Here is a 24859-nt window from a genome sequence, read left to right as displayed (position 1 = left end):
TTTATAACACAAATACCATGTTATCAGAAGATTAGCTACTTGAAATTATTTCACAAAAATGTTACTTAATGGGCATTGAATACATCCAATTTGTATAGTTTACTGTACATAATTAGATTAATGCTGGGAAATTTGGTGTTGAGGATTTATTTAACGGATGGATTTTTCTTCTCGTTTAAAAGCATCTCCAGAGCTTTTTCTATTCTGGTTTTTCGAGTTTTCTCTTGTTTAGCAGATAAAATCCACAATACATATTCCTTTTTGTGGGAGTAAGCCAGCTGATTGAAATAATTTAATGCCTTTGGAAATGGACTTAAAACTTCGGCCAGATCTTCCGGTAGTTTTACGATTTTATTTTCAGGATCCACATATTCACCAAATTCATTGGTCTTTATATGGTCGTTCCTCATACCAGAAGGCTTAATTTCAGAAATAAGTTTTAATCTTAATGCCGTCCATGTTTCATTAACAGAAGCAGAAGCACATGGCGATAGGCCATAAATTTCGAGTTCTTTCCATGTTTTCATTAAATCTAAATCTGATTTAATCTTCGAATTTTTCTTTGGCGTGAATACCCAGAAAACAGATTTAGCAGTAATCTGGCTCAGATTTCTTTCAATCTGTGCATTCAGTTGATCCTTGTTGGTAGAAAAAGTAATTAAAGCATTAAAATCTATGGGATTATTATATCGAATGAAAATGTCATGGGGAACTTCTCCAAAAATCGCTGTAGCGTTTTCAGGTGCATCCTCTACTTTGACCACAAAATCAGGTTTAATTTGAAGCTTTTTTAACAAAGGATTTTCCATCTGATCTAAAAAAATTATAGCTTTAATTTAGCAAAGAAATCCCAAAAAACAATGCCAGCAGAAATTACAATGTTAAAAGAATGCTTGGTTCCAAATTGCGGAATTTCGATACATTCATCAATTTTGGCCATAACTTCATCGCTTACGCCATCAACCTCATTACCAAAAATCAACGCGTATTTTTTAGTTGGATTTGGGCTAAACGTATTCAGCATAGTGCTGTGTTCTGCTTGCTCAATCGCTACAATTTCATAACCCAAAGCTCTAAGTGCATCAACAGCATCAACTGTATTTGTATAGTGAATCCAATCTACAGATTGTGTTGCACCCAACGCCGTTTTTTCTATTTCCCGATGCGGGGGCTGGGCTGTTATACCACATAAGATTATTTTCTCTAAAGCAAAACCATCAGCCGTTCGAAATATTGAACCGATATTATGCATGCTTCGGACATTATCCAAAACTGCTACCACTGGTAATTTTTCCTGCGATTTAAACTCTTCTATATCCGGACGATTTAACTCGTCTAATTTTAGTTTTCTCATTTATAATTAATTGCCAAACCATTATGATAAAATTACCCAACATATGGAGTATATAACGGCTATATTAAAAAGCTTTAAGCAAATAAAATTTATCGATGTGATTAAAAATATTTATTAAAGCGAACAATAATAGTATGTTTGTTTAGGAAACAAAGCCCTAAGTTACAATTTATGAGCGTTCAGCAAACAACCACAGGAAAATTTATTGATGGCGAAGAAGTAATCGCAATTGAACTAACCAATAGCAGAGGCACTTGTGTTAAAATATTTAATTACGGAGCGATAATCAATAAATTTATTGTTAAAAATGCAAAAGGAGAAATGCAGGATATCGTTCTTGGATTTGATCATTTTGAGCAATATCTGGATGAGGAATACCTTAAAAATGGCGCTTATCTAGGTGCTATTATTGGTCGTTATGCAAACAGAATCAAAGATGGCCACTTTACTATTGATGGGGAATCCTATCAGCTGTCTAAAAATACGGGTACAGATTGTCTACACGGTGGATTGGTTGGTTTTGATAAAAAAGTATGGGATATAGTTGATGTGGATGATGACCAATCTTTAGTTACTTTGGAATACGAAAGTATTGATGGCGAGGAGAACTTTCCCGGCAATTTGGTTATTGACCTTACCTTTGAACTTACGGAAAATGACGAATTAATTTTGAGCTACGAAGCCGAAACAGACCAGGCTACAGCAGTAAACCTAACCCACCATGGTTATTTTAATTTAGCCCCAAATGGTGGATTTATTGGCAAGCACAAGCAACAGATTTTTGCCTCAAATTATCTAGAACAAGATGAAAATTATTGCGTTACGGGTAAACTTATTCCTGTAGAAGACACTCCGCTCGATTTTACGCAGCCAAAGGAAATTGATAAGGATTGGAATCCAGATTTTGGATACGATCAAACTTTTGTTTTGGATAAAATTTATGGAGACTTATCCTTAGCGAGCAAAACAAATGATGCAGAGAGCGGTTTAACCTTAAGCGTTTATACAACTGAGCCTGTAGCACATTTATATACAGCCAAATATTTGAGGGTTAAAAACGGAAAGGGTGGTAAGCATTATAATGGTTTTGACGCGTTTTGTATAGAAACACAGCACCATCCAAATGCAGTTAATGTGGCAGAATTTCCGACTACAATTTTACGCCCGGAAGATTTATATACACAAACTACTATTTACAAAGTATCAATAAACAAATAATTATGTTCAGCATAGAAGAGATTAAAAAAGCAGAATCGAAAATAAAAACAGGAGCTGATTTTCCTCAGTTTATTGCAGATATTAAAGCAATGGGCGTAATACGAAATGATGTTTATGTTTCAAATGGTTTATCTGTCTACTTTGATCATGATGACCATTCTGAACAGGCAAGCCCTGAAGAATATCCAAATTTGGTCATTAATGAAGAATCTTCAGCAGAAAAACTGAAACATGCATTGAGTATTCATCAAAGGGGAGAAACCGATTACTTTACCTTTTGTAAGCAATCTGCAGATGCGGGAGTGGAGAAATGGGTAATTGATCTAGAAGAAATGACCTGTACTTATTTGGATGCGGAAGGAAATGAGTTGGTTAAGGAAGAGATTCCAGGCGTTTAGAGTCATAAATATTCTGTCATGATGAGGTACGAAGCATCTACAACCTAAGAAATAGATACTTCGTACCTCAGTATGATATTTTTTTTAAAAAAATGTAGCGCTGGAGTGAAAGGGATAGAAATTCAATTGTGTAATTATTACTTTTAAATCCTTTCAAGCACCATTTTAATTGCCTGCTCTACAATTTTATTGGGCTCTTTGCTAAACTCTAACTTAACCCGACTCGCCAAAATCGCATTTACGGATAAAGCTTTATGGCCCAACACTTTTGCTAAGGCATAAATCCCAGCGGTTTCCATTTCTAAATTTGTTATTCTGTTCTGGTTGCTCTTAAAGCTATTTATCGAACCAATAAAATCGGGCACTGCGTTTTTTGCTCTAACCTGTCGGCCCTGAGGTGCATAAAAACCTGGGGCTGTAACAGTAATTCCTTTTTCCATATCTTTTCCAACTGTGCTTAACAAAACATCACTGGCAGAAGTTAAATAAGGATTAATGTTTTTTAAGTGGGCAAAATGTGTTTTAATATCATCAAGAAGGCTTCGCTCATCGCCAGATAATTCGTGGATGTAATAATTCATAAGTGCATCCATTCCCAATCCAAAACTTGAAGCCAAAATTGTACCCATTGGCACATCAGGCTGAACGGCACCAGATGTCCCGACGCGGATTATATTTAAAGAAGTTAATTCACTTTTAATTTCCCGGGTTTCAAAATCGATGTTTACAAGCGCATCTAACTCATTAAAAACAATATCAATATTATCAGTTCCAATACCTGTAGAAAGTACGGTAACTCTTTTATTGCCAACAAAACCCGTATGAGTTATAAATTCTCGTTTTCCTTTTTTAAATTCAATCCGATCGAAATATTTACTCACTTCGCCAACCCGGTCAGGATCGCCAACCGTAATTACAGTATCGGCAACATCGCCAGGTAAAAGATTTAAATGATAAATGCTTCCATCAGGATTGATGATTAAATCGCTTTCGGCTATTTTCATAGGTTTACTATTTGATTGTTAAATATTAGATGGTGCTTAGATATTTCAGTTTCACATCATCTATTTTATCAAACTTACTTAAAACTTGGTTTAATTGCGCTTTTCTAACTTCAAATTTTAAAGTACAATTGGTATCGAAGTTTTGAGATAATACATCTAAATTTTCTTCCTTAACCAATTTCATCACATCATTCATTTGCAGGTATTCAAAATGAACTTCATAAATATCATTTACGGTTTTTGTAATGATGTTAGCTGATTTAATTGCTTCAATACTAGCGGTTTTGTATGCGTTGATTAGACCTGGAACGCCCAACAGTGTTCCGCCAAAATACCGAACTACAACTATTAGAATATTTGTGATATCTTCTGATAAAAGGCAGTTTAAAATCGGTCGGCCAGCAGTGCCAGAAGGCTCGCCATCATCATTAATTCTGAAAACAGCACGATTAGGTGTTAATCGGTAAGCATAACAAAAATGGCGTGCTTTAGAATGTTCTGATCTTAGACTCGTAATAATTGGCTTGACTTCATCTTCCGAACGAATAGGATATAGGTATGCCATAAATTTACTGCCTTTATCTCTAAAAATCCCTTCAGCATTATGGCTTACAGTTTTGTAAGAATCATCGAACAACATGCAATTGCGATAAGGTAATAAATATAATGGCCACTAAGGCGAAAACTATCCCAGCATAATTTAACTTGCTTAATTTTTCCTTGAAAACAATAATTCCAATTAAACTACCCGCTACAATTACACCCAAATTCATGGCAGCAAACACCGTTGAAGGATTTTGAGCCAAAGCCTGATGTGCCTTTAAATAGAAAAGTATGTTTCCAAAATTGAATAATCCTAAAATTAAACCGCAAGCCAGATTGACCAGTTGTAACTTGGTCTTTTTTGTTAAAACCATTATGATTACTATAAGAAGCGATATCAAAAAAGAAAGGCAAAATACTGTAAAAAGTGATGTTGTGTAAGGCAATGTTTTAAAAAGGGCAATTTGTTTAAAAAGCACATCTATTACTCCAAAACCTATAAAAACAGTAATTGGGTAAATCCAGTTATCTGACTTTGATTTCTCTTTACTCTTTTTGAAGAAGGTAAAAAATATAGCTAGAAACCCTATTCCCAAACCAATTAATTTATAGCTATTGAAATTCTCCTTAAAAATGAAGTAGGCAGCAATTATTGGGATGAATAAAGACAAGCGCTGAGCAATGTCTGTTTTAACAATACCTAAATTTTTAACAGATACCGCTAAAATTAAAAAAATTGATGGGAGCAAAACAGCTAAACCTATGTAAATTGGCCAGGGAGCAGTAGAGGTAACTGGGCCAATATCTGGTTTAAAAAAAATTAAACATAGTAGTATTGCCGTTAGGTAATTTACTGTAACTGCTTGTATAATGCTGATTTGATACCTCTTTGCAAGCTTAAGTAATACCGCTACCGTTACGCTACAAAAAACACTTAATATGATGTATATCATTAATTTGTATGGTTTATATAAATAGAGAACTTATCAGATCCGACTTGAATATGTTCTTGTAAATGACCATTTATAATGGGTGAACGAAGGCCACTTTCCCAACTGTTTGAAGCTGTAAAAACACGGGCTTCATCCCAAAGATTACCATCTAAAAACTGGTTTAAAATGTTTGCTCCACCTTCTATAATAACAGATTGAATATCCATTAAATAAAGTTGGAAGGCAATTTTCTGTGCCAGATAGAAATGCATATCTTCCATTTGTATGTAATGAATATTCCCGATTACATCTGTTTTAACTTCATTAAAAATTATGGTTTTTGCCTCAGTATTAAAAATATGGTTACCCTGTGGAACCTGTAAGTTTTTATCAATAACTAACCGAACAGGGTTTTTGCCTGGCCATTCTCTGCTTGTTAACTGTGGATTATCCATAATGGCAGTTTGCTTTCCAATCAGAATCGCATCTTCTTCAGTGCGCCATTGGTGCGCTAAACGTTTTGCCAAGGCACCGCTAATCCACTTTTGATGCCCATCTGTTGTGGCAAAATAGCCGTTTGCGGTTTCTGCCCATTTTAAAATTATAAACGGTCTTTGCTTTTGGATTCTTGTAAAAAATCTACGGTTGAAATATTTGCATTCATCATCCAGAATTCCACTTTCAACCTCAATTCCTGCATTTTTTAACTTTTCTATTCCTTTACCATCAACGCCAGAAAATGGGTCTCTATTGCCAATAACTACCTTTTTTAATTTATGCTTAACAAATAAATCGGCACATGGGGGTGTTTTCCCAAAATGCGCACAAGGTTCTAAATTAACGTAGGCAGTTGCTTGTTGAAGAAGACTTTCTGCATCGTTACCATAACGATCAAATACATTTTTAACAGCATTTGGTTCTGCGTGGGCTTCACCATATTTTCGATGGTATCCTTCGCCAATAATTTTATCGTTAACTACTATAACGCAACCTACCATTGGATTCGGACTTACATTTCCAATTCCTAACTGGGCCAGCTCTAAACAACGTTTAATATAAAATTCGTGGTTCATTGGAAGCAAAAGTAGTAAAAAATGGAAGATGGATTGTTTAAAATAGATTTGATCTCATCACAAATCAGTAATTTTACATCAATGAGAATAGTTGAACTAGAAGAACATTTCCTACTGGAACTTGATGAGATTTACGATGGTGACGAAGCCAGGGCATTGTTTAGCCTTGCCGCTGAACATGTTTTAAAATTATCGCCTAGTAAATTAAGAATGGTTAAGGATACATCTTTAACGTTTATCGATTTTCAAAAGCTTCTCAGCATTTTAAATGATTTGAAAATCGGCAAACCGATTCAGCATATTTTAGGCGAAGCACACTTTTATGGTTCTATTTTTAAGGTGAATGAACATGTTTTAATCCCCAGACCTGAAACCGAGGAACTGGTAGATTGGATTATTCACGATTTGGAAGGAGAAGAAAACCTGAATCTTTTGGATATTGGCACCGGATCTGGTTGTATACCCATTACCATAAAAAAATACCTGCCTCAGATAAAAGTCTCTACAATAGACATTTCCAACCGAGCAATCGTTACGGCACAAGAAAATGCCAAGACGATTGGTACTGAAGTTAAGTTTATCGAAGCGGATATTCTAACGTATAAAACCGATTTAAAATACGATATAATAGTAAGCAATCCACCTTATATAAGAGCTTTAGAGAAAGAAGCAATGCATCAAAATGTATTATCATTTGAGCCACATATTGCTTTATTTGTTAGCGATGAGGAACCTCTGATTTTTTACAGTAAGATCGCTGATTTTGCAATTTCAAATTTAAATGAAAACGGCTTTTTGTATTTTGAAATTAACGAATATCTAGGTGTGGAAACACTTGATATGTTGAGGGATAAAGGTTTTAATAATATGGAGTTAAGAAAAGATATGCAGGGCAAAGATAGAATGGTAAAGGCAAGCTTATTCTAAAACCAATTAAGATCTTGGGTGAAACTGAGTGATTACGTCTCTCAGATAATCTCGATCAATATGTGTATAAATTTCGGTAGTGGTAATGCTAGAATGCCCCAACATTTCCTGCACTGCACGTAAATCTGCGCCCCCTTCAATTAAATGCGTGGCAAAAGAGTGGCGTAAAGTATGCGGGCTGATTGTCTTTTTTAATCCAGTTGAAAAGGCCAAGCTTTTAATTAAATTAAAGACTGAAATTCGGGAAAGCTTTGCCCCAAATCTGTTTAAAAAAATATAATCTTCGTTTCCCTTTTTTATGTTCATATGAATCCGAATTTCTTTTAAATAGAGATCGATAAACTTTAGGGCGACTCCACCAATTGGAACCAATCTTTCTTTATTCCCTTTACCAATCACTTTTATAAACTCGATTTGCGGATAAAGATTCGAAATTTTGAGTTCTGTTAACTCGGTAACCCTTAATCCGCAACCATACATAACTTCAATCATTGCTTTGTCTCGCATGCCTTCGGGCCTTGATGCATCAATAGCATCAATTAAACGGTTTATTTCATAAATATTTAAGGTGTCTGGTAATTTTCTGCTTAGTTTAGGTGCTTCAATTAATGCTGAAGGATTATTTTGAACAACATCCTCAATCATTAAATAACCAAAAAAGGCCTTTAATCCAGAAATTACCCTGGCCTGTGTACTGGCTTGCATGCCTAAATCGTTAAGCCATGAAATAAAGGATTTTAAATCTGCGGTATTAACTTCGGTAATTTTTGGTTCTCTGTTTAAAGATAAATAGTATTGCTCTAGCTTATCGATATCACTCAAATAGGCATCTACAGAATTGCTAGATAACGATCGCTCCAACTGCAGATAAGACTTGAATCCTTTAATATATGATGACCAAAACATGTTTTTATTTCAGATTTTTTATAACATTGCAACGTTACAACATTTAACGTTACAACATTTATGAAAATACAAATTATTAATGGTCCAAATTTAAATCTTTTAGGGGTTAGGGAGCCATCAATTTATGGAAATACGAGCATAGAAGAATATATTAAAGAGCTTAAAACAATCTACTCAATCATAGAAATAGATTATTATCAAAGCAATGTAGAGGGAGAGTTAATTAATAAACTTCATGAAGTTGGGTTTTCCTATGATGGAATTGTATTAAACGCCGGAGGTTATACCCATACATCTGTAGCAATTGCTGATGCTATCGCAGCAATAAAAAGCCCTGTTGTTGAAGTTCATATTTCGAATATTTATGCTCGTGAAGAGTATCGTCACGTATCGTTAACTGGCAAAAACTGTGTAGGTGTTTTAACAGGCTTTGGGATGAAAGGATATCGTTTGGCTATTGAAAGTTTATTGATTAATTCTTAAAGTTATGCTTAAGAAAATGCTCTCATTGGCCTTATTGGTCATTTCTTTTTATGTTAATGCTCAAGAAAACGTTTCAAAAAGACAAACACTAAACGATCAATCGGTGGTTCGTGGAGAAGATGGAATGGTTTATCCATATAATGCCTGGAAAAAATTAATGGCCACCGGCAAATACGGACTTAAAAATAGGCAAACTACAACGGAAAGCGGAAAACCAGAATATTTAATATACGAGCTTAACGAAAAGCAAAAGGCAAGCTACTTTGAAGGTGGCGCAAAACCGCGACCTAGCGATGCTTTTGTAATGGATCAAACTTTCGAAGGCACTAAAATTACCGATATAAATGGTGTTAAATATGATTTAAGAAACTTGCAGGGTAAAGTTTTGGTACTTTACTTTTGGTTTATAGATGGTAAATCTACCAACATTTTAATCCCACAATTAAATGAATTGGCAAAAGAATACAAGGAAAATAAAAATGTTATCCTATTGGCGGTTTGCAACGATGATAAATATAAAATCAAGGCCTTTCTCCAAAACAATCCATTCGATTTCAATATCGTAGATGATGCTCGGGATCTTTCGAAAAAATATAATGTTAAACTGTTTCCAACAATAACAGTTATCGACAAAAATAACCAGGTAAAATTTAGTGCTGTAGGCTCGGCACCAAGCACCAGCTATTGGGTTAAAAAAACTATTGATGAATCTATAGCACCTAATTAAGTTTAGAAAAGTATTTAATGTTCTTGATAAAGAAAGCCCAAACAATGCTGTTATTATACACTCCTATATGTTTAATGTAGGGTTTTTGGAATTCTTTTCTCTTTTTTCCGGTTTTAAAAATAGATTTTATAAAATGAATATGCGCTTTACTTACTGCTAAAGTAAATTTTGGTTTTCCTGTAAGTAAAAAATGCCACCAAGCAATAAAATCTATCCACATTCTTAATGTTATGCGGAAAACAGCATCGCCTGCTGGCAGGTTCTTTTGCATAATAATTAAGTTGTTCCTAAAATTAAGGTAAGTCTTAAAAGGATTTTCCGTTTGTAAAGTACCACCACCAACATGGTAAACTTCTGCATCAGGGCAGTATAAAATTTTATAATTTAAATTTTTAAGTCGCCAGCATAAGTCGATTTCTTCCATATGCGCAAACAAATCAGCATCTAATCCACCAACTTCTCTCCAGCATTTACTACGGATAAAGAAAGCCGCACCACTTGCCCAAAAAACTTCTTTCGTTTCGTTGTACTGTCCGTTATCAAATTCGTAAACATTAAATAAGCGTCCTCTGCAAAAAGGATAACCATAAATATCTAAATAACCACCTGCAGCACCAGCATATTCGAACTGATTTTTATTGAGTTGCCATTTAATTTTTGGTTGTGCCGCAGCAATTTCTACATCGCTTTCCATTAAATCAATTACTGGCTTTATCCAATTTGGTGTTACCTCAACATCAGAGTTTAACAAAACAAAATAATCAGCATCAACCTGTTCTAAAACTTTGTTGTAACCGCCGGCAAAGCCATAATTTAAAGTGTTTTGAATAATTTTAACTGAAGGGAATTTTTCATTGATAAAAGCTACAGAATCATCCGTTGATGCATTATCACCAACAATTACCTGTAAATTATCATATTCTGAAAGTAAAATCCCTGGTAAAAATTGTTGTAAAAAAGCTTTACCGTTCCAGTTTAAAATTACTATAGCTACTGATGGATTCATTGATTTTATTCGGGTTTAAATTTCCAGCGCTTATGGCTCCAGAGCCAATATTGTGGCTGTTCGTTTATTATATCTTCTAAAAATTTGAAGTGCAGATTGGTAATTTCAAAATCGTCCGTTTTTGATGGATCTAGGCACATTGGCAAAACTTCTACCTCGTAAAAGCCTTGTTTAGGGCGACTCACCTTAAAATAATAAATTGGCCGATTGGTTGATTTAGCAATTTTTTCTACCCCAAGAAGGGCAGGAGTTGGCTGATGCAGGAAATCTACAAAATATTTGGTTTCCTCTCTGGTTGGAGATTGATCGCTTGCAAAACATAAAAGCGTTGGCTCATTTTTGTAAGCCGCCATGCCTCTTAAAGTTTGCCTCATCGCAATGAAAATGTTTCCATATTTTGTTCTCAAGCCATCAAACCAAGCTTCAAATATCTTATTTTTGATAGGCTTGAAAATGACCATTGTTTTGGCAGAAATATGCAAGCCTAATGCAAGAGTTCCGAGTTCCCAATTGCAATAATGCCCGGTACAGGCTAAAATGCTTTCCCCAGCTTTGAAATGGCTTTCTAATTGTTCCAATCCTTTAAATTTAACCCGTTTTAAGGTTTCTTTCTCAGATATTGTGGTTTGCTTAATAATCTCGAAAATAAGTTCTGCTAAGTATTTAAAATATTTCTTTTCTATAGCAACGATTTCGGTTAATGATTTTTCCGGAAAAGAATTAACCAAATTCTGGCGGACAACTTTTTTTCTATAGCCAATTAGGTAATACAGCAGATAATATAGTAATCTTGCAAAAAAAAACAGAATGGACAGAGGAAGCAACGATAATAGGTACAAAAAAAATACACCAACGTGCGCAATCCCTCTTTTAATCATTATTTTTAAAACGTTTGAGTTACAAACATAAATTTTCAAATGCAAAATACAGCTATACTTCCTTTATTTTATCTTCCACCGGTTGGATATTTTAGTCTATTGCAAAAGCTAAGTCCCGATATTTTAATCGAAAAATATGAGCATTTAGTAAAGCAAACTTATCGCAATAGAGCAAGTATTTATTCTCCAAACGGTAAGTTAGACATTACTGTACCCTTGGTAAAGGGCGCTAAAACACATACGGTGATGAAGGACATTCGGATTAGTTATGATTTTAATTGGCAACGTTTACATTGGCTAAGCTTAGAAAGTTGCTACAGAAGTTCAGCCTATTTTGAATTTTACGAAGATGAACTTGCTCCGTTTTATAATCAGAAATTTGAGTTTTTATTTGATTACAACACTCAGCTCTTAGAGTGGTTGTTAAAAAAACTAAAGCTGAATATCGATATAAAGACAACTTCAGAATATTTAGATGATGTTGATCCAAACTTTGATTTCCGTGGAATTATGAATCCAAAGAAAACAGAAGATATTGTAAACAATAAGCAATACTTTCAGGTTTTTGAAGATAGACATCAATTTTTGCCTAATTTAAGCATAGTTGATTTACTATTTAATCAAGGTCCACAGGCCAAATTATATTTATAAGTTATGGCTAAAAACAAGCCTCGCAGCAGACACAAACATTATAAGGTACCCGAGCCGGGAACAAGTCCGGGTTTATATGCAATTGATGAAAATGCTTTAAAACCTATAATTACCTTGCATACTTACAACGATAAAACGTATAAGAAAGAGGAACTTAAAAACATTAACGATATTGATAAGCTAACCGAAAATAAGGATTTTTATTATTGGTTTGATATTAAGGGCTTAGCAGATCCAAGTATTTTCGAAACGCTATATTCTAAATTAAACATCAGCAGGTTAGTTTTAGAAGATATCACGAGCTCTTACCAAAGGCCTAAGTTAGACGAATACGATAACGATAAATATGTTTTCGCCGTAAGTAGACATTTATATTTAAGCGATGAAAATGATCTATGCAACGAGCAGATTTCTTTTATACTTACCGCAAAGTGCCTGATAACTTTTCAAGAGAACTATGAAGATTGTTTTGATCCAGTTAGAAAACGCTTAGAGGTTGGAAAAGGAAATATCCGAATAGGTGGAAGCAGTTATTTAATGTATGCCATAATGGATGTTATTGTCGATAATTATTTCACGTTGTTAAACTATTGGGGCGAGGAACTAGATGCAATCGAAGATCGTTTATTTGACAATCCAGACAAGCGAATTATGTATGATACACAGGGAATTAAGCGTTCGCTAATTATGATTCGGAAGGTAGCCTGGCCAGAAAGAGATAAACTTAATGATATTTTAAGAAGTGATAGCGAATTAATTTCTGACGTTACCAAAACATATATTAAAGATGCTTACGACCATTGCATTCAGATTATCGATTTTATAGAGTCGTTAAAAGAAATTGCCTCGGCCAACATTGATATGAACTTATCCATAATCTCCAACAGGATGAATGAGATTATGAAGGTGCTTACCATAATTTCATCCATATTTATTCCCTTAACTTTTATTGCCGGTATTTATGGAATGAACTTTAGTAGGGAAGACCCAGTTACAGGAAAAGTAATGACCGAAAATATGCCAGAATTATACCAGCCACATGGATACATTTATGTTTGGGTGGTGATGGTTGTGATCGCAATTATTCAGGTAATTTATTTTTGGCGGAGAGGCTGGTTTAAATAATTTAAAACAGCTACAAATGGTTTAAAACTATATTCAATTATTAGTAGCTTTAAAAAGTTTTTTGGTTAGTTAAAGATGCAGTCATTCGAAATAGATAAAAGCGACGTACTCAAAGTTAAAAGTGCAATATTAGCTGGTGATGAAACACTCAAAGAGGTTTTAGCAGATTATCATGCATCAGAAATTGCCATTCTTTTCGAACGCTTGGATAAATCTGAGCAACAACACATCATAAATTTACTTCCTTCAGAAATTGCCTCAGAAATTATTTCTGAGATGGACGAGGAATCCCACCCGGAAGATTTACTTTTTAAGCTTCATCCAGATAAGCGTACCGAAATTGTTGAGGAACTGGACTACGATGATGCAACAGATATTATCTCCCAACTTGAAGATCACGAACAGAAAGAAATTCTAGAAGATTTAAATGAGGAAGATGCATCCAACATTCGTAATTTATTAACGTACGACGAGAAAACAGCAGGTGGTTTAATGAACACAGATTTAATCTGTGTAAACATTAACCTAACCAAAAAAGATGCAATTGATGAAATTATACGGCAAAGCGAAGAAATGGAAGAATTCTACACCATTTACGTTGTAGATGATGAAGATGTTTTTCAGGGAATAGTTTCTTTAAAGGATATTATTAAGGCCAAACATAACGCCCAAATTACCGAACTGGTTAAAATGGACGCCGTTTACGTTCGTCCAAATACCGATCAGGAAGAAGTAGCCAACTTAATTTCACAGTATAATTTAACGAGTATTCCAGTAGTTGATGATCAACATAAGTTATTAGGCAGGGTAACATTTGATGATGTTATTGATGTAATGGAAGCAGAAAGTACCGAAGACATCTTAAAAATATCGGGTGTATCTGAAGATGAGGAATTGAGCGGTAACTGGGTAGAGGCGGTTAAATCTCGTTTGCCTTGGTTAATTATTAATTTGGGTACGGCTTTTTTGGCCTCATCAGTTGTGCGCTACTTCGATCCTACAATTAAACTTATTCCATCTCTAGCCGCATACATGACCATTATTGCCGGTATGGGCGGAAATGCAGCAACACAAGCATTAGCGGTAACGGTTAGGCGTATCTCGCTTTACAATTTAACCGACAACCAAGCTTATAGGACAGTATTAAAAGAATTTACGGTGGGCCTAATCAACGGGGCTTCAAACGGATTAATTGTATTTATTTTTGCCTTCTTTTTTGATGGAAATCCGATGCTTGGACTGGTTATCTTCTTGGCAATGACCGGTAATTTGGTTATTGCAGGTATAACAGGAGCAGGGATACCATTAATTCTTAAACGTGTTGGTATCGATCCAGCCATTGCATCATCTATTATTATTACTACTTTTACCGACGTTTTTGGCTTTCTTTTGATTTTAGGTTTAGCCAGTAAACTATTATTATAAACTTTGATCATATTATTCCTTAATTACAAAAAATACTGATCCAATATGCAAGCTACAAGACACAACTGGACCAAAGAAGAGATATCAGAAATTTACAATAGACCATTTTTAGATTTGGTTTATGAAGCCGCATCCATCCATAGAGAAAATAAAGATTACAACGAAGTTCAGGTAAGTTCCTTAATCTCGATTAAAACAGGAGGCTGTGCCGAAGACTGTTCTTATTGCCCACAAGCAGCACGTTATCATACCGAATTAGAAGTTCAGCCTTTAATGCAGGTTAGCCAAGTTGTTAGCGCAGCAGTTAAAGCCAAAGAAGGTGGTGCATCTCGTTTATGCATGGGTGCAGCATGGAGAGAAGTTAGAGATAACCGAGATTTTGATCGTGTTATCGAAATGGTAAAGGCCGTGAATGATATGGATATGGAAGTATGCTGTACTTTAGGTATGCTTACCGAAAACCAGGCGCAACGCTTGGCCGATGCTGGTTTATACGCATATAACCATAACATCGATACCTCTGAAGATGATTATAAACGCATCATTTCTACGCGGACTTATGATGATCGTTTAAATACTATTAAAAATGTACGTAAGGCAAAACTTACCGTTTGCAGCGGGGGGATTATTGGCTTAGGCGAAACTGTAGAAGATCGTATTTCTATGTTGCAAACCTTATCCAATATGGAAAAACATCCAGAATCTGTACCTGTTAATGCTTTGGTTCCTGTAAAAGGAACACCATTAGAAAACCAGCCTCGTGTTCCAATTTGGGATATGGTGCGAATGATTGCTACAGCCCGGATTGTAATGCCAAATTCAGTTGTTCGTTTGTCAGCAGGAAGAAATGAAATGAGTACATTAGAACAAGCTTTTTGTTTTATGGCAGGGGCAAGCTCTATTTTTGCTGGAGATAAATTATTAACAACACCAAATCCGGCATTTGTTGATGATATGGCCATGTTTGAACTGTTGGGCTTGAAAACCCGTGATGCGTTTAAAAATGGTCGCCCAGTGAATACACAAATAGCAGAAGAAATTGCTTAATAAAATAATTTTAAACAAAAAAAGCGATCCAATGATCGCTTTTTTTGTTTATAAACTTTTGCAATTATACGGCGGTAATTCTAACTTCAATATTTCCCTTTGTTGCTTTGGAATAGGGACAAGCTCTGTGCGCTTTTTCTGATATAGATTGTGCTTCTTCATGAGAAATGCCTGGAATATGAACATCTAAATCTGCAGATAAGACAAATGAATTTCCATCCTTATTAAAAGATACCAAAACATTAACCGATGCCTCGCTAACATCTACACCCTCACGTTCGGCAACCGAACCTAAAGCACCCAAGTAGCAAGCGCCCCAGGCTGAAGCAAATAACTGTTCGGGATTGGTAGCTCCACCTTGACCGCCAAGTTCCTTTGGCTTACGAAGTTCCAAATCAATTATCCCATCACTCGATTTTACATGGCCATCTCTTCCACCTTTTGCCGTTACTTCGGCTGTATATAGCTTTTCCATAATGTATTTCTTAATTGGTAGGAATAACAATTTTTTGGTAGTCTTTGTTTTTTTATTCATTGATGTCAAACTGGTCATCAACATCACAATATTTCGTGTAAAAAAATAATTTTTAGCTAATTACACTTGCTTAAAATTCAAAAAACTTCCTTTAAACGTAATGAAGCTAGTTTTTCAATAAATGTGTAGATTCAAATTATATTTTATGTATATCTAATCATACAAAATGTTTATTCATTTGTTTTTTGCTGATTTCGGACAAAATGGTTTGGTGTAAAAAACAGGGCTTGAGAATGTAAGCTTTGATTAAGGAGATACTAAATCGATATTTTTACGAATCGTAATTAATCGCTCCCAAGTTGATAAATAGAATTTTGTTATTGATGTTGATGATATTCTTAATCTCAGCATCTAAGTTATTCGCACAAGCATGTCCAGAAAATATTGGTTTTGAAAATGGAAATTTTCAAAACTGGAAAATGTATACTGGGGTTACCTCTATTATCAATTCAAAGAATCAGGTTACTTTATCAGAAATTCCTGTAGCATCAGTAGGCAGACATACAATCTTAAACAATAAAATACTATTAGATCCTTATGGTAATTTTCCTGTTATCCCAAAAAATGGGGGAAATTATTCTGTCAAACTCGGCAACAGCGGTACAGGAAACCAGGCTGAAGGAATTTCGTATTTAATAAATGTTCCAGCCAACCGACCAGAATTTACCTTGACCTACCAATATGCAATTGTTTTAGAAGATCCAAATCATCAGCCAGCAGAACAGCCAAGGTTTATTGCTAGAGTTAAAGACGTAGAAAAAAATCAGTACATACCTTGCGCTTCTTTCGAATACATTGCTACATCAACGCTTCCCGGATTTAAAAAATCAACGGTAAGCAGTACCGTTATTTATAAAGATTGGAGTCCTGTAACGATCAATTTATCTGGATATCAGGGTAAACAGCTTTTAATCGAGTTTATTAGTGCCGATTGTACCTTGGGCGGGCATTTTGGATATGCCTATGTAGATGTAAACAATCTTTGTGGCGATCTAATCGCAGGAAATACCTATTGTAAAAGCTCAGATCAATTGAGGGTTTCTGGCCCGAGCGGATTTAAAGATTACAATTGGTTTAATGAAGACAGAAGTGTACAATATGGCTCCGGACAGGCATTAACTATTAAGCCTACTCCGCCAGAAGGAACTAAAATATTTTTGGATTTAATCCCTTACGATGGGTATGGTTGCCCAAGTACGGTTAGTGCAGTGGTTCATAGCGTAGATTACGAACTTCAATTATTATCTAAAACTACAATTTGTCAGGATGCGGAAATTGATTTAACCTCAACAGATTATATACTAAACAAATCTCCAGATTTTACTTACCTCGTTTATGCCGATAAGGATTTAACCCAGTTAATTACTGGCACAACTAAGGTGCATGAAAATGCTACGTATTATGTTTTGGCAACAAATTATAAAGGATGCGAAAGTGTAGCCTCAATAGATATTTCTGTTTTTGATATTGCCAACATTATTGTTAAAAACCCAGAACCGGTTTGTTATACGGAAACTGTAGATTTAACGAAGGATGAAATTTACGAGGGTAATTTAACCGACGTATCCAGAAGTTATTATACTGATGCTAATGCAAGCAAAGTACTGGCAAATCCTTCCAAAATAAATACTTCGGGAAGGTATTTCGTAAAATTGGTTAATACTTTTAATTGCTCTAAAATACTTCCTGTTGATGTTGTAATCAATCCGAAGCCATTGTTGAAAATTACAAACCCAAGTGCAGTTTGTTTTCCAGGCAAAATAGATTTGAGTAGTGGAAATAATTTTTTGGGCAGTGATCAAGATCTTATCCTTAGTTATTATAGCGATGTTAATTTAACCAAGGCCGTTACAGATCCAAAAAATATCAATCAATCTGGCACTTATTATATTAAAGCAATTAATAACAAAGGATGCATTGTATCAGATAAAATTGATGTAGTAGTAAATGAACTACCTGTTTTGGTCATGACGAATCCCCTTCCAGTTTGCTTTCCGGAAAAAGTAGATATCACAAATCCTTCACTTTATAACGGAACAACGGCTGGCGTTACTTATTCATATTTCACTGATCAGGCATTAACCACAAAAGTTACAAACCCAAAACAGGTTTCCGAAAGTGGAAACTACTATGTAAAAATCACCAACTCGAGCGGGTGTTTTGTTTCGGGAAAAGTAACTGTAGTCGTAAATCCACTCCCAATTATTGTATTGAATAAGCCTAAACCAATTTTCGATTACGATTTTATAGACCTAACCTCGGCTGAAATTGTAAGGGGCAGTAAAGGCTATGTAAAAGCAAGTTATTTTGAAGATGCATTATTGAGGAAACCAATTGCTGATCCAACAAAGGTGAACAAAGCTGGGGTTTATTACATCGCATTAGAAAACGACAAGGGCTGTTCTATTGCAGGTGCTATAGAATTAAATATTCTTCCGTCACCAAAAATTATGGTACCAACTGCATTTACACCACAAAAAAATAACAATAACAGATTATATCCATTTTTTGTAAGCATTCAAAAACTGTTGAGTTTTAAGGTTTACAATAAGTGGGGAATTTTAGTTTTCCAAACTGATGACATGGCTACAAGCGGTTGGGATGGACAACTTAAAACCAAATTGCAACCATTAGAAACATTTTCCTGGTTTGCCGATGGAATCGATTTATTGGGTGGAAAATATCAATCACAGGGTAAAACTATATTAATTTTGTAATGTATAAAACGATCATCAGTTTCATTTTGTGCCTCATTACACTTAAAGGTATGGCACAAGATCCAAAGTTTTCTCAATACTTTGCATCTCCCTTAACATTAAACCCAGCTTATACAGGTTTTTTTGATGGTGATTATCGTATTGCCCTTAACACGAGGCAACAGTGGGGAAATCTTGGCGATCCTTATAATACCTATAGCATTTCTGGAGATTTAAAACTAAATGCCGATGAAAATTTTAGCAATAGTATTTTCAGTATCGGTTTAAGTGGTCTCTTTGATGAATCATTTAACAAGGCATTAAAATCCCAATACATCAGCGCCAGTTTTTCGTATTACCAATATTTGGATGTTGAACATAAATTTAAGTTTGGTCTAGCACCGCAGCTGTCTTATGTTTCAAAATTTTTAGATTATGATAAACTCACATTTGCATCGCAATTTAATGGGAATGGGTTTGATACTTCTATGCCAAACTTTTTAGATTTAAGAAATGACAAGACATCCTATTTCGATTTAAATTTAGGTGCTAATTTCTCTGCTACCTTTGATCGAGTGAGTTTTGCCTTAGGTTACGCCCAATATCATTTAACAAAACCATCAGAAAGTTTATTAAACAATAGCAACGAGATTGTTCCGTTCAGAAAAACTGTAAACTTTGGTATGTTGTACTTACTTAATGACTTTGTAGATTTAAATTTCACAAGCATTTATAACCAACAAAAAAACAACAAGGACACTTTATTCGGAACTGTAATAGGCTTTAAACCAAACGATCAAACCAGCATAAAATTAAATTTTGGCCTTTGGTATAAATTTAACGAATCGTCCTATTACCCATATCTAGGCCTAAGTTTAGGCCATGTCACCGCCGGTATGAACTACACCGTTTACGGAAATAAGTTGTTGAGCGCAACGCCCAGAACCTATGAGCTTTCCTTAATTTATAGACACAATAATTTTAAGGGTTTTAAAGTGCCGTGCCCTAAATTTTAATCCTATGAAAACATCCATAATTATTTTTTTCTTACTCGCTTTAGGCAAAATATCTTATGGCCAATTAAAGCAAAGCATCGATTATCAGTATTATCGAGATGATAAAAGTTATTATGCTTTTGAATTGTTTAAGGATATTAAAAATCTAGAAGACAATCAGTTACTGATCAATTTCACCTCAAATACAAATTTTAGCAAAATAGATAAAATCTCTATAATATCCGGAGCATTGGAATTTAAGCTGAAGTTTAAGGATAGGGCAGACGTTGTTCATTCTGATAATCCAGAGCAAAAGTTTTATCCCATCAGTATTAGTAAAAAAGACCTAATGGATAAAAAAATCCCATGCGAAGCCATCATAATTTTTAAAATGGATAATGGAACTCAATTCTCATTGCCGTTTAATGCCTGTAGTATAAAGGATTTTATTGCAAAAAACTAAAGTTTAATTTTTACGGATAACTTATAAATATCATAAGCCACTTTCTGAATTAGATCAAATTGTTCTGGCACCAAATCTTCTCCTTTTTTAATGGATATTCCACTATCATTCAATCTTATTAACGGCACATTATCAACCGTATCTTTTCCTTGCAAAAGATTTTCGATGGATACATCCAATAAATAAGTGGTATTATTTGACATGGGTTTTAATGCCTCGAAACTCTCGAAAGTAAATTCGTGCTCCTTATTATAGAGTGATAACGTTGCAATATAGGAAGACAAAAGATGGCTCAGTGCTGTAAACTGATGAATCTCCTTAATAAACAATTGTTTGCTTTTTGGCTCGGAAAACATTCTTTGAAAAAGTGAGGCCAGATTTGCTGTACTTACATAAACTTCTTTGCGTGCGAGTTTATATTCCGTTCGGTTATAGTTTTTTTCGAAATATAATTTTACAACTTGATCATAGTATGCCTTATTTGCTTTGAGGATATTCAGCATGGCTTCTTTTACCTTTTCATGCTCCCAAGTTGGGAAAAGCGAATAGCTGGCTAAAAGTGCAATTCCTGAACCGATAAAGGTGTCGTAAATTCTTTCGCGGGCCAATGCTATAGATCCCATTCCCAAAAAGTCAAAAAGAATTAGAATATAGGGTGTCATAAATAATACACTCACAACATAATTTTTTCTTTGAAAACTGTAACAGCCAATCATGCAAATCAGCAATATAACAAACAGAGAATTCTTATCATGAATGTAAGTGACTACGGCCATACCAATAAAAGCACCTACGGTTGTGCCAATCAACCTCTGATAATTTCTTTCTTTGGTTAAACTAAAGCCAGGTTTTGAAATCACCAGAATGGTTAGTAAAATCCAGTAACTATGAGAAAAATTTAATAATTGCGAAACCACAAAACCCAAAAGCATTACAACGGTTACCCTTAACGAATGCCTAAAAGTAGATGAACTATAAGTTAGATTTTCGGTAAATAAACTAAAATCGAATTTTTGTCTGGTAATAAATTTCTCGGTATCCACCTCAGCCTGACGAATATCCTTGCTTGTTCTAATTTTAAAATAACTATAAATGGTTTTAACCCGGGCTAAAATATTTTCGATATTAACCTCAATATTTTTTAGGGCGATTATACCAATGGTATTATATTCTTGATTGGTATTGTTTTTTTCTAAATCATTTATTTTAACCTTAAGTCTTTCAACCTCAATTAACAATCTCTTTGAAATAACAGGCTTTCCGCCGCTTTTTAATGCAAAAGCAATGTCATCTAACGCATAAGAAATTCTTTTAATCGCCATTTCATAATCTGGCAGAATCCCTGATTTATCAAATTGATCATGCAGTTGCTGATAGTTATAATAGGTAGACATAACCTGTTCAAACAGATCGACCATATCCACAAATACCAACAATAAAAATCTACCTTCTGGGGTAGAATCTCTTACAATTTCTCTGGTCCTAAATAGCAATTCCCTAACGGCATCTTGCTTTTCATGTACAGAAACCTGCAACTGTAATAAATCTGCATAGGTTTTTTCGTAGTTATTATTATGATGATAAAATTTTGCTTTCTCTCTTAAAAATTCTGCAACTTCTAAAATAGAATCGCTAAGCGATTGTTGAACCAACCTAAAGGGGCGAAGTCTATAAACAAAATAACTTAATCCGGTATACCAAAGACTTCCGGCTAATACCATTAGACCATGAGTTAGAACATCCTGCCAAGGGCGAATATCATCAATACTTAAAACAATAATAAGTAAAACGGCGGTACCAATTGCTGCTGCCCTTATTCCATATATGTAAAACATGGAGAATATGAAACTTGATACTGCCAGTAAAAAGCCAATAAAGTAGTGGTTCTTGTTGGTTAAACCCGTAAGAATAGAAAATACGAAGATTAAAACTGTAGTAATCAGCATTGCATTGCGCCTATGAACCATTGGTCCTGGGCTATCTACAACACTTACACACAGGGCACCGAGCGAAAGCGTCATCCCATATTTCAGCATTCCGAATTGGGCTAAAATTAAAGACGGAAGGAGAACACCAATTGTTATGCGCAAGCCATCGGCAAAATACGTACTCAATAAAAAATCTTGAATGTTTCTAATGGGTTGCCTAATCTGCATGGTACAAAAATAACATATTAGCCATGCTTTTTGTTGAGATTTTAAATTAACTTTTTAAAGTTTTTCGCCTTTTAAGCAGAAATGGAACAATATAAAAATTCCTGAAACGGATGTCTTTGTTAATAAGAACCCAAAACGGATTTGTTGATAAAGTTTAAGAAAGTGACACTATTGATAAAAATTATGAGAATTTAGTGCTTTTCAAATGTTAACAACACTGATTTTTAGGTGGATAACATTGTTTATAAAAACAATAACTTTTCTCTTGACAGGAAAGCCATTTAGTGCTAAATTAGATTATATCAAATACGAAGTACTTTGAATTCTGACAAGACAATCCAAAAGAGATAAAGAACCGAAAGGTAAAATATTTCGGATATACTTAACAAGGAAAACGATTAATTTCAGAAAGGGTTAAACCGAGTAAGAATATACATTGGATATCGCAAGATGGAAAATGTGAAAATTGCAAGACCTAACAGAAATTATTGAATACTGAAGAATTTTACGGAAGGAAGCAGTTGGAAATAAATTTTCACGAATCGCAAAAGTTGCAAAACCTAACGATAACGGAAAAATCAAAGCTACAGAGATTAGATGCTTTAAAATGCAACTATGGTTGTTTTTAAAGTTAAAACGGGGAACTGAATCGCAAGAAGAAGAACCCCGTTTTTTTTATGTCTAAAATTCTTTAAGGTATTAATCAAAGAAATCTTAAATTTACCTTATGGCCAAAAAAGGTAAATCAGTTGCTATTTCATCAAAAAAAATATTCGTTCTAGATACTTCAGTTATTTTATACGATCACGATGCAATAAATAATTTTCATGAACATGATGTCGCTATTCCGATTCAGGTTTTGGAAGAGTTGGATAACTTTAAGAGTGGCAATGATACCCGAAATTTTGAAGCTAGAAGCTTTATTCGTTTAATTGACGAAACATCAAAGCAAAAACTAATTAGTGATTGGATAGCCCTAAAAGGTTCGAACAGCGGGAAATTTAAAGTGGTTTTAAATGAGAAACCTTTAAAAATTGATGCAGAAGAGGTATATGGAAAAGGAAAAACCGACCATAAGATTTTAAATGCCGCATTAAGTTTGAAGGAAGAAAACCCAGATAAAAGGGTTGTTCTTGTATCAAAAGATATATGTTTAAGATTAAAGGCAAAGGCATTAGACCTCAACGCAGAAGACTACGAAACAGGTAAAATCAAGAATGTAGATGAGCTTTATGCGGGTAAAACCGAAATTGGCAATTTCTCTGAATCAGTTATTGATGACATTAAAAAGAATCGATCCATCAGTTCGGCAGAAGTTGAATTGCCTGCAAAAACAGGAAACCATTTTTATATCCTGAAAAATAAACGAAAAACGGCAAATGTATTTTACAATCATAATTTAAAAACACTTTCCTCGGTTTCTACAGATGCCATTTTTAAAATTAAGCCCAAAAATATCGAACAAGCCTTTGCCATTAATGCGCTTTTAGATCCCGAAATCAAGCTGGTGAGTATTCAGGGAAATGCCGGAACAGGTAAAACATTATTGGCACTTGCCAGTGCGCTAGAACAGCGCAAAAACTTCCGACAGATTTATGTAACCCGGCCAATAGTTTCACTCAGCAACAAGGATATTGGCTTTTTACCTGGCGATGCCAAATCTAAAACCGATCCCTTTATGGCGCCCATTTGGGATAATCTTCGCTTTATAAAAGAACAGTTTATTGGTGATGAAAAAATGTCTGCAAAAATTGATGAATTAATCTCGACCGAAAAAATAGCGATTGCTCCTTTAGCTTTTATTAGGGGAAGAACCCTAACCAAAATTTTCTTTATTATAGATGAAGCTCAAAATTTAACTCCTCATGAGGTGAAAACCATAATCTCCCGGGCTGGTGAACATACAAAAGTGGTTTTTACGGGCGATATTTACCAGATCGATACACCATATTTGGATTCAGAAAGTAATGGTTTATCCTATTTGATAGAGAATGCCAAAAACCATCCGCTCTATGCGCACATTACTTTGCATAAAGGGGAGCGGAGCGAACTTGCCAACTTGGCTAATGAATTATTGTAATTTATTAAATTCGCACCTCACTAACCAATAAGGTAGCTTGGGTATATCATTAATTATTTTTGTAATATTAATCAGGTTTGCTGGCAAGCATGTTGCCAAGGATATTAAACCAGTTGAAGTTTCTGGCAACTCCATTACCAATTATTACCCTTTGGTTTTTCACCTAACCATAATTGCACTGCTAATTTTTTCTTGTTTTAGCCCAATTTTTTTAACCAGAACAAAAATTCATGTGTT

24 protein-coding genes are annotated in these 24859 nt (G+C 34.6%); 13 read left to right on the top strand and 11 right to left on the bottom strand.

Features of this window, described 5'->3' with window-relative positions:
- Positions 1–146: 146 nt before the first annotated feature.
- Positions 147–809, bottom strand: coding sequence for a YdeI/OmpD-associated family protein (locus DF947_RS02475; protein ID WP_109928092.1), 663 nt, complete (start codon positions 807–809; stop codon positions 147–149).
- A 14-nt stretch (positions 810–823) separates the two neighbouring features.
- Positions 824–1354, bottom strand: coding sequence for an RNA methyltransferase (locus DF947_RS02470; protein WP_109928091.1), 531 nt, complete (start codon positions 1352–1354; stop codon positions 824–826).
- Positions 1355–1525: 171 nt separating this feature from the next.
- Here DF947_RS02470 and DF947_RS02465 point away from each other — a divergent pair, with 171 nt between their 5' ends.
- Both DF947_RS02465 and DF947_RS02460 read left to right on the top strand, forming a co-directional pair.
- Positions 1526–2572: an aldose epimerase family protein gene (locus tag DF947_RS02465; RefSeq protein ID WP_109928090.1), complete on the top strand. Its 1047-nt coding sequence runs from the start codon at positions 1526–1528 to the stop codon at positions 2570–2572.
- A gap of 2 nt (positions 2573–2574) precedes the next feature.
- Complete coding sequence (locus DF947_RS02460; protein ID WP_109928089.1) at positions 2575–2970, top strand: DUF1398 domain-containing protein; 396 nt, start codon at positions 2575–2577, stop codon at positions 2968–2970.
- Between the two features lie 143 nt (positions 2971–3113).
- Here the strand turns inward: DF947_RS02460 and DF947_RS02455 are convergent, their stop codons facing one another.
- Genes DF947_RS02455 through ribD form a run of 4 tightly spaced genes read right to left on the bottom strand, consistent with a single transcriptional unit; the run spans position 3114 to position 6522 of the window.
- Complete coding sequence (locus tag DF947_RS02455) at positions 3114–3974, bottom strand: nucleoside phosphorylase (RefSeq protein WP_109928088.1); 861 nt, start codon at positions 3972–3974, stop codon at positions 3114–3116.
- 25 nt (positions 3975–3999) lie between these two features.
- A complete protein-coding gene (locus DF947_RS02450) occupies positions 4000–4614 on the bottom strand; it encodes an IMPACT family protein (RefSeq protein ID WP_109928087.1) in 615 nt (204 codons plus the stop codon).
- Positions 4601–5470 (bottom strand): DMT family transporter, encoded by an 870-nt coding sequence (locus tag DF947_RS02445; protein WP_109928086.1) that lies wholly within the window; start codon positions 5468–5470, stop codon positions 4601–4603. The genes DF947_RS02450 and DF947_RS02445 overlap by 14 nt, the downstream gene beginning before the upstream one ends.
- The gene (gene ribD, locus DF947_RS02440) at positions 5470–6522 is read right to left on the bottom strand and encodes a bifunctional diaminohydroxyphosphoribosylaminopyrimidine deaminase/5-amino-6-(5-phosphoribosylamino)uracil reductase RibD (RefSeq protein ID WP_109928085.1); all 1053 of its coding nucleotides are present in this window, start codon (positions 6520–6522) and stop codon (positions 5470–5472) included. Before ribD ends, DF947_RS02445 begins: the two co-directional genes overlap by 1 nt.
- An 81-nt stretch (positions 6523–6603) precedes the next feature.
- Between ribD and prmC the strand changes: the two genes are divergently transcribed.
- The gene (gene prmC / locus DF947_RS02435) at positions 6604–7449 is read left to right on the top strand and encodes a peptide chain release factor N(5)-glutamine methyltransferase (RefSeq protein WP_240615307.1); all 846 of its coding nucleotides are present in this window, start codon (positions 6604–6606) and stop codon (positions 7447–7449) included.
- Positions 7450–7455: 6 nt separating this feature from the next.
- Here the strand turns inward: prmC and xerD are convergent, their stop codons facing one another.
- Positions 7456–8355, bottom strand: coding sequence for a site-specific tyrosine recombinase XerD (gene xerD, locus DF947_RS02430; protein ID WP_109928083.1), 900 nt, complete (start codon positions 8353–8355; stop codon positions 7456–7458).
- Positions 8356–8415: 60 nt separating this feature from the next.
- Between xerD and aroQ the strand changes: the two genes are divergently transcribed.
- Positions 8416–8838 carry a type II 3-dehydroquinate dehydratase gene (aroQ, locus tag DF947_RS02425; RefSeq protein WP_109928082.1) on the top strand — a complete coding sequence of 141 codons (423 nt, stop codon included), beginning with the start codon at positions 8416–8418 and terminating at the stop codon, positions 8836–8838.
- A 4-nt stretch (positions 8839–8842) separates the two neighbouring features.
- Positions 8843–9565: a peroxiredoxin family protein gene (locus tag DF947_RS02420; RefSeq protein WP_109928081.1), complete on the top strand. Its 723-nt coding sequence runs from the start codon at positions 8843–8845 to the stop codon at positions 9563–9565.
- Here the strand turns inward: DF947_RS02420 and DF947_RS02415 are convergent.
- Both DF947_RS02415 and DF947_RS02410 read right to left on the bottom strand, forming a co-directional pair.
- Entirely contained in the window at positions 9558–10571 is a 1014-nt protein-coding gene (locus DF947_RS02415; RefSeq protein ID WP_109928080.1) for a glycosyltransferase family 2 protein, read from the bottom strand. The genes DF947_RS02420 and DF947_RS02415 overlap by 8 nt on opposite strands.
- A gap of 5 nt (positions 10572–10576) precedes the next feature.
- Positions 10577–11449, bottom strand: coding sequence for a lysophospholipid acyltransferase family protein (locus DF947_RS02410; protein WP_109928079.1), 873 nt, complete (start codon positions 11447–11449; stop codon positions 10577–10579).
- A 39-nt stretch (positions 11450–11488) separates the two neighbouring features.
- Here DF947_RS02410 and DF947_RS02405 point away from each other — a divergent pair, with 39 nt between their 5' ends.
- The 4 genes from DF947_RS02405 (at position 11489) to bioB (ending at position 15697) form a co-directional block, all read left to right on the top strand.
- Positions 11489–12100 carry a WbqC family protein gene (locus DF947_RS02405; protein WP_109928078.1) on the top strand — a complete coding sequence of 204 codons (612 nt, stop codon included), beginning with the start codon at positions 11489–11491 and terminating at the stop codon, positions 12098–12100.
- Between the two features lie 3 nt (positions 12101–12103).
- The gene (gene corA, locus DF947_RS02400; protein WP_167397991.1) at positions 12104–13225 is read left to right on the top strand and encodes a magnesium/cobalt transporter CorA; all 1122 of its coding nucleotides are present in this window, start codon (positions 12104–12106) and stop codon (positions 13223–13225) included.
- A gap of 75 nt (positions 13226–13300) precedes the next feature.
- Complete coding sequence (gene mgtE / locus DF947_RS02395; RefSeq protein WP_109928077.1) at positions 13301–14650, top strand: magnesium transporter; 1350 nt, start codon at positions 13301–13303, stop codon at positions 14648–14650.
- 45 nt (positions 14651–14695) lie between these two features.
- Entirely contained in the window at positions 14696–15697 is a 1002-nt protein-coding gene (gene bioB / locus DF947_RS02390; protein WP_109928076.1) for a biotin synthase BioB, read from the top strand.
- 64 nt (positions 15698–15761) lie between these two features.
- On the opposite strand, the gene DF947_RS02385 is transcribed toward bioB, so the two are convergent.
- On the bottom strand, positions 15762–16172 hold the full coding sequence (locus tag DF947_RS02385; protein WP_109928496.1) for an organic hydroperoxide resistance protein: 411 nt from the start codon (positions 16170–16172) through the stop codon (positions 15762–15764).
- Between the two features lie 383 nt (positions 16173–16555).
- Between DF947_RS02385 and DF947_RS02380 the strand changes: the two genes are divergently transcribed.
- From DF947_RS02380 to DF947_RS02370, 3 genes are read left to right on the top strand one after another with little or no spacing between them, the layout of a single operon-like run.
- Entirely contained in the window at positions 16556–18949 is a 2394-nt protein-coding gene (locus DF947_RS02380; RefSeq protein ID WP_109928075.1) for a gliding motility-associated C-terminal domain-containing protein, read from the top strand.
- On the top strand, positions 18949–19944 hold the full coding sequence (locus DF947_RS02375) for a PorP/SprF family type IX secretion system membrane protein (RefSeq protein ID WP_109928074.1): 996 nt from the start codon (positions 18949–18951) through the stop codon (positions 19942–19944). The genes DF947_RS02380 and DF947_RS02375 overlap by 1 nt, the downstream gene beginning before the upstream one ends.
- Positions 19945–19948: 4 nt before the next feature.
- Positions 19949–20386 carry a hypothetical protein gene (locus DF947_RS02370; protein WP_109928073.1) on the top strand — a complete coding sequence of 146 codons (438 nt, stop codon included), beginning with the start codon at positions 19949–19951 and terminating at the stop codon, positions 20384–20386.
- On the opposite strand, the gene DF947_RS02365 is transcribed toward DF947_RS02370, so the two are convergent.
- A complete protein-coding gene (locus DF947_RS02365) occupies positions 20383–22542 on the bottom strand; it encodes an FUSC family protein (RefSeq protein WP_109928072.1) in 2160 nt (719 codons plus the stop codon). The two genes, DF947_RS02370 and DF947_RS02365, sit on opposite strands and share 4 nt — an antisense overlap.
- 727 nt (positions 22543–23269) lie before the next feature.
- On the opposite strand from DF947_RS02365, the gene DF947_RS02360 reads away from it, so the two are divergent.
- Positions 23270–24622, top strand: coding sequence for a PhoH family protein (locus DF947_RS02360; RefSeq protein ID WP_109928071.1), 1353 nt, complete (start codon positions 23270–23272; stop codon positions 24620–24622).
- The last annotated feature ends 237 nt before the right edge of the window (positions 24623–24859 follow it).

Origin of the sequence: Pedobacter paludis, from assembly GCF_003173575.1 — a bacterium.
In the GTDB taxonomy this organism is placed as follows: domain Bacteria; phylum Bacteroidota; class Bacteroidia; order Sphingobacteriales; family Sphingobacteriaceae; genus Pedobacter; species Pedobacter paludis.
This window is presented reverse-complemented; position numbering and strand designations above follow the sequence as displayed.

Bases quoted from the DNA above. Each gene is read 5' to 3' on its own strand.
- prmC (WP_240615307.1), top strand. From the start codon at position 6,604: ATGAGAATAGTTGAACTAGAAGAACATTTCCTACTGGAACTTGATGAG.
- mgtE (WP_109928077.1), top strand. From the start codon at position 13,301: ATGCAGTCATTCGAAATAGATAAAAGCGACGTACTCAAAGTTAAAAGT.
- DF947_RS02465 (WP_109928090.1), top strand. From the start codon at position 1,526: ATGAGCGTTCAGCAAACAACCACAGGAAAATTTATTGATGGCGAAGAA.
- DF947_RS02380 (WP_109928075.1), top strand. From the start codon at position 16,556: ATGTTGATGATATTCTTAATCTCAGCATCTAAGTTATTCGCACAAGCA.
- DF947_RS02375 (WP_109928074.1), top strand. From the start codon at position 18,949: ATGTATAAAACGATCATCAGTTTCATTTTGTGCCTCATTACACTTAAA.
- DF947_RS02415 (WP_109928080.1), bottom strand. From the start codon at position 10,571: ATGAATCCATCAGTAGCTATAGTAATTTTAAACTGGAACGGTAAAGCT.
- DF947_RS02410 (WP_109928079.1), bottom strand. From the start codon at position 11,449: ATGATTAAAAGAGGGATTGCGCACGTTGGTGTATTTTTTTTGTACCTA.
- DF947_RS02370 (WP_109928073.1), top strand. From the start codon at position 19,949: ATGAAAACATCCATAATTATTTTTTTCTTACTCGCTTTAGGCAAAATA.
- ribD (WP_109928085.1), bottom strand. From the start codon at position 6,522: ATGAACCACGAATTTTATATTAAACGTTGTTTAGAGCTGGCCCAGTTA.
- aroQ (WP_109928082.1), top strand. From the start codon at position 8,416: ATGAAAATACAAATTATTAATGGTCCAAATTTAAATCTTTTAGGGGTT.
- DF947_RS02475 (WP_109928092.1), bottom strand. From the start codon at position 809: ATGGAAAATCCTTTGTTAAAAAAGCTTCAAATTAAACCTGATTTTGTG.
- DF947_RS02405 (WP_109928078.1), top strand. From the start codon at position 11,489: ATGCAAAATACAGCTATACTTCCTTTATTTTATCTTCCACCGGTTGGA.
- DF947_RS02365 (WP_109928072.1), bottom strand. From the start codon at position 22,542: ATGCAGATTAGGCAACCCATTAGAAACATTCAAGATTTTTTATTGAGT.
- xerD (WP_109928083.1), bottom strand. From the start codon at position 8,355: ATGTTTTGGTCATCATATATTAAAGGATTCAAGTCTTATCTGCAGTTG.
- DF947_RS02460 (WP_109928089.1), top strand. From the start codon at position 2,575: ATGTTCAGCATAGAAGAGATTAAAAAAGCAGAATCGAAAATAAAAACA.
- DF947_RS02420 (WP_109928081.1), top strand. From the start codon at position 8,843: ATGCTTAAGAAAATGCTCTCATTGGCCTTATTGGTCATTTCTTTTTAT.
- DF947_RS02450 (WP_109928087.1), bottom strand. From the start codon at position 4,614: ATGTTGTTCGATGATTCTTACAAAACTGTAAGCCATAATGCTGAAGGG.
- DF947_RS02445 (WP_109928086.1), bottom strand. From the start codon at position 5,470: ATGATATACATCATATTAAGTGTTTTTTGTAGCGTAACGGTAGCGGTA.
- bioB (WP_109928076.1), top strand. From the start codon at position 14,696: ATGCAAGCTACAAGACACAACTGGACCAAAGAAGAGATATCAGAAATT.
- DF947_RS02385 (WP_109928496.1), bottom strand. From the start codon at position 16,172: ATGGAAAAGCTATATACAGCCGAAGTAACGGCAAAAGGTGGAAGAGAT.
- DF947_RS02455 (WP_109928088.1), bottom strand. From the start codon at position 3,974: ATGAAAATAGCCGAAAGCGATTTAATCATCAATCCTGATGGAAGCATT.
- DF947_RS02470 (WP_109928091.1), bottom strand. From the start codon at position 1,354: ATGAGAAAACTAAAATTAGACGAGTTAAATCGTCCGGATATAGAAGAG.
- corA (WP_167397991.1), top strand. From the start codon at position 12,104: ATGGCTAAAAACAAGCCTCGCAGCAGACACAAACATTATAAGGTACCC.
- DF947_RS02360 (WP_109928071.1), top strand. From the start codon at position 23,270: ATGGCCAAAAAAGGTAAATCAGTTGCTATTTCATCAAAAAAAATATTC.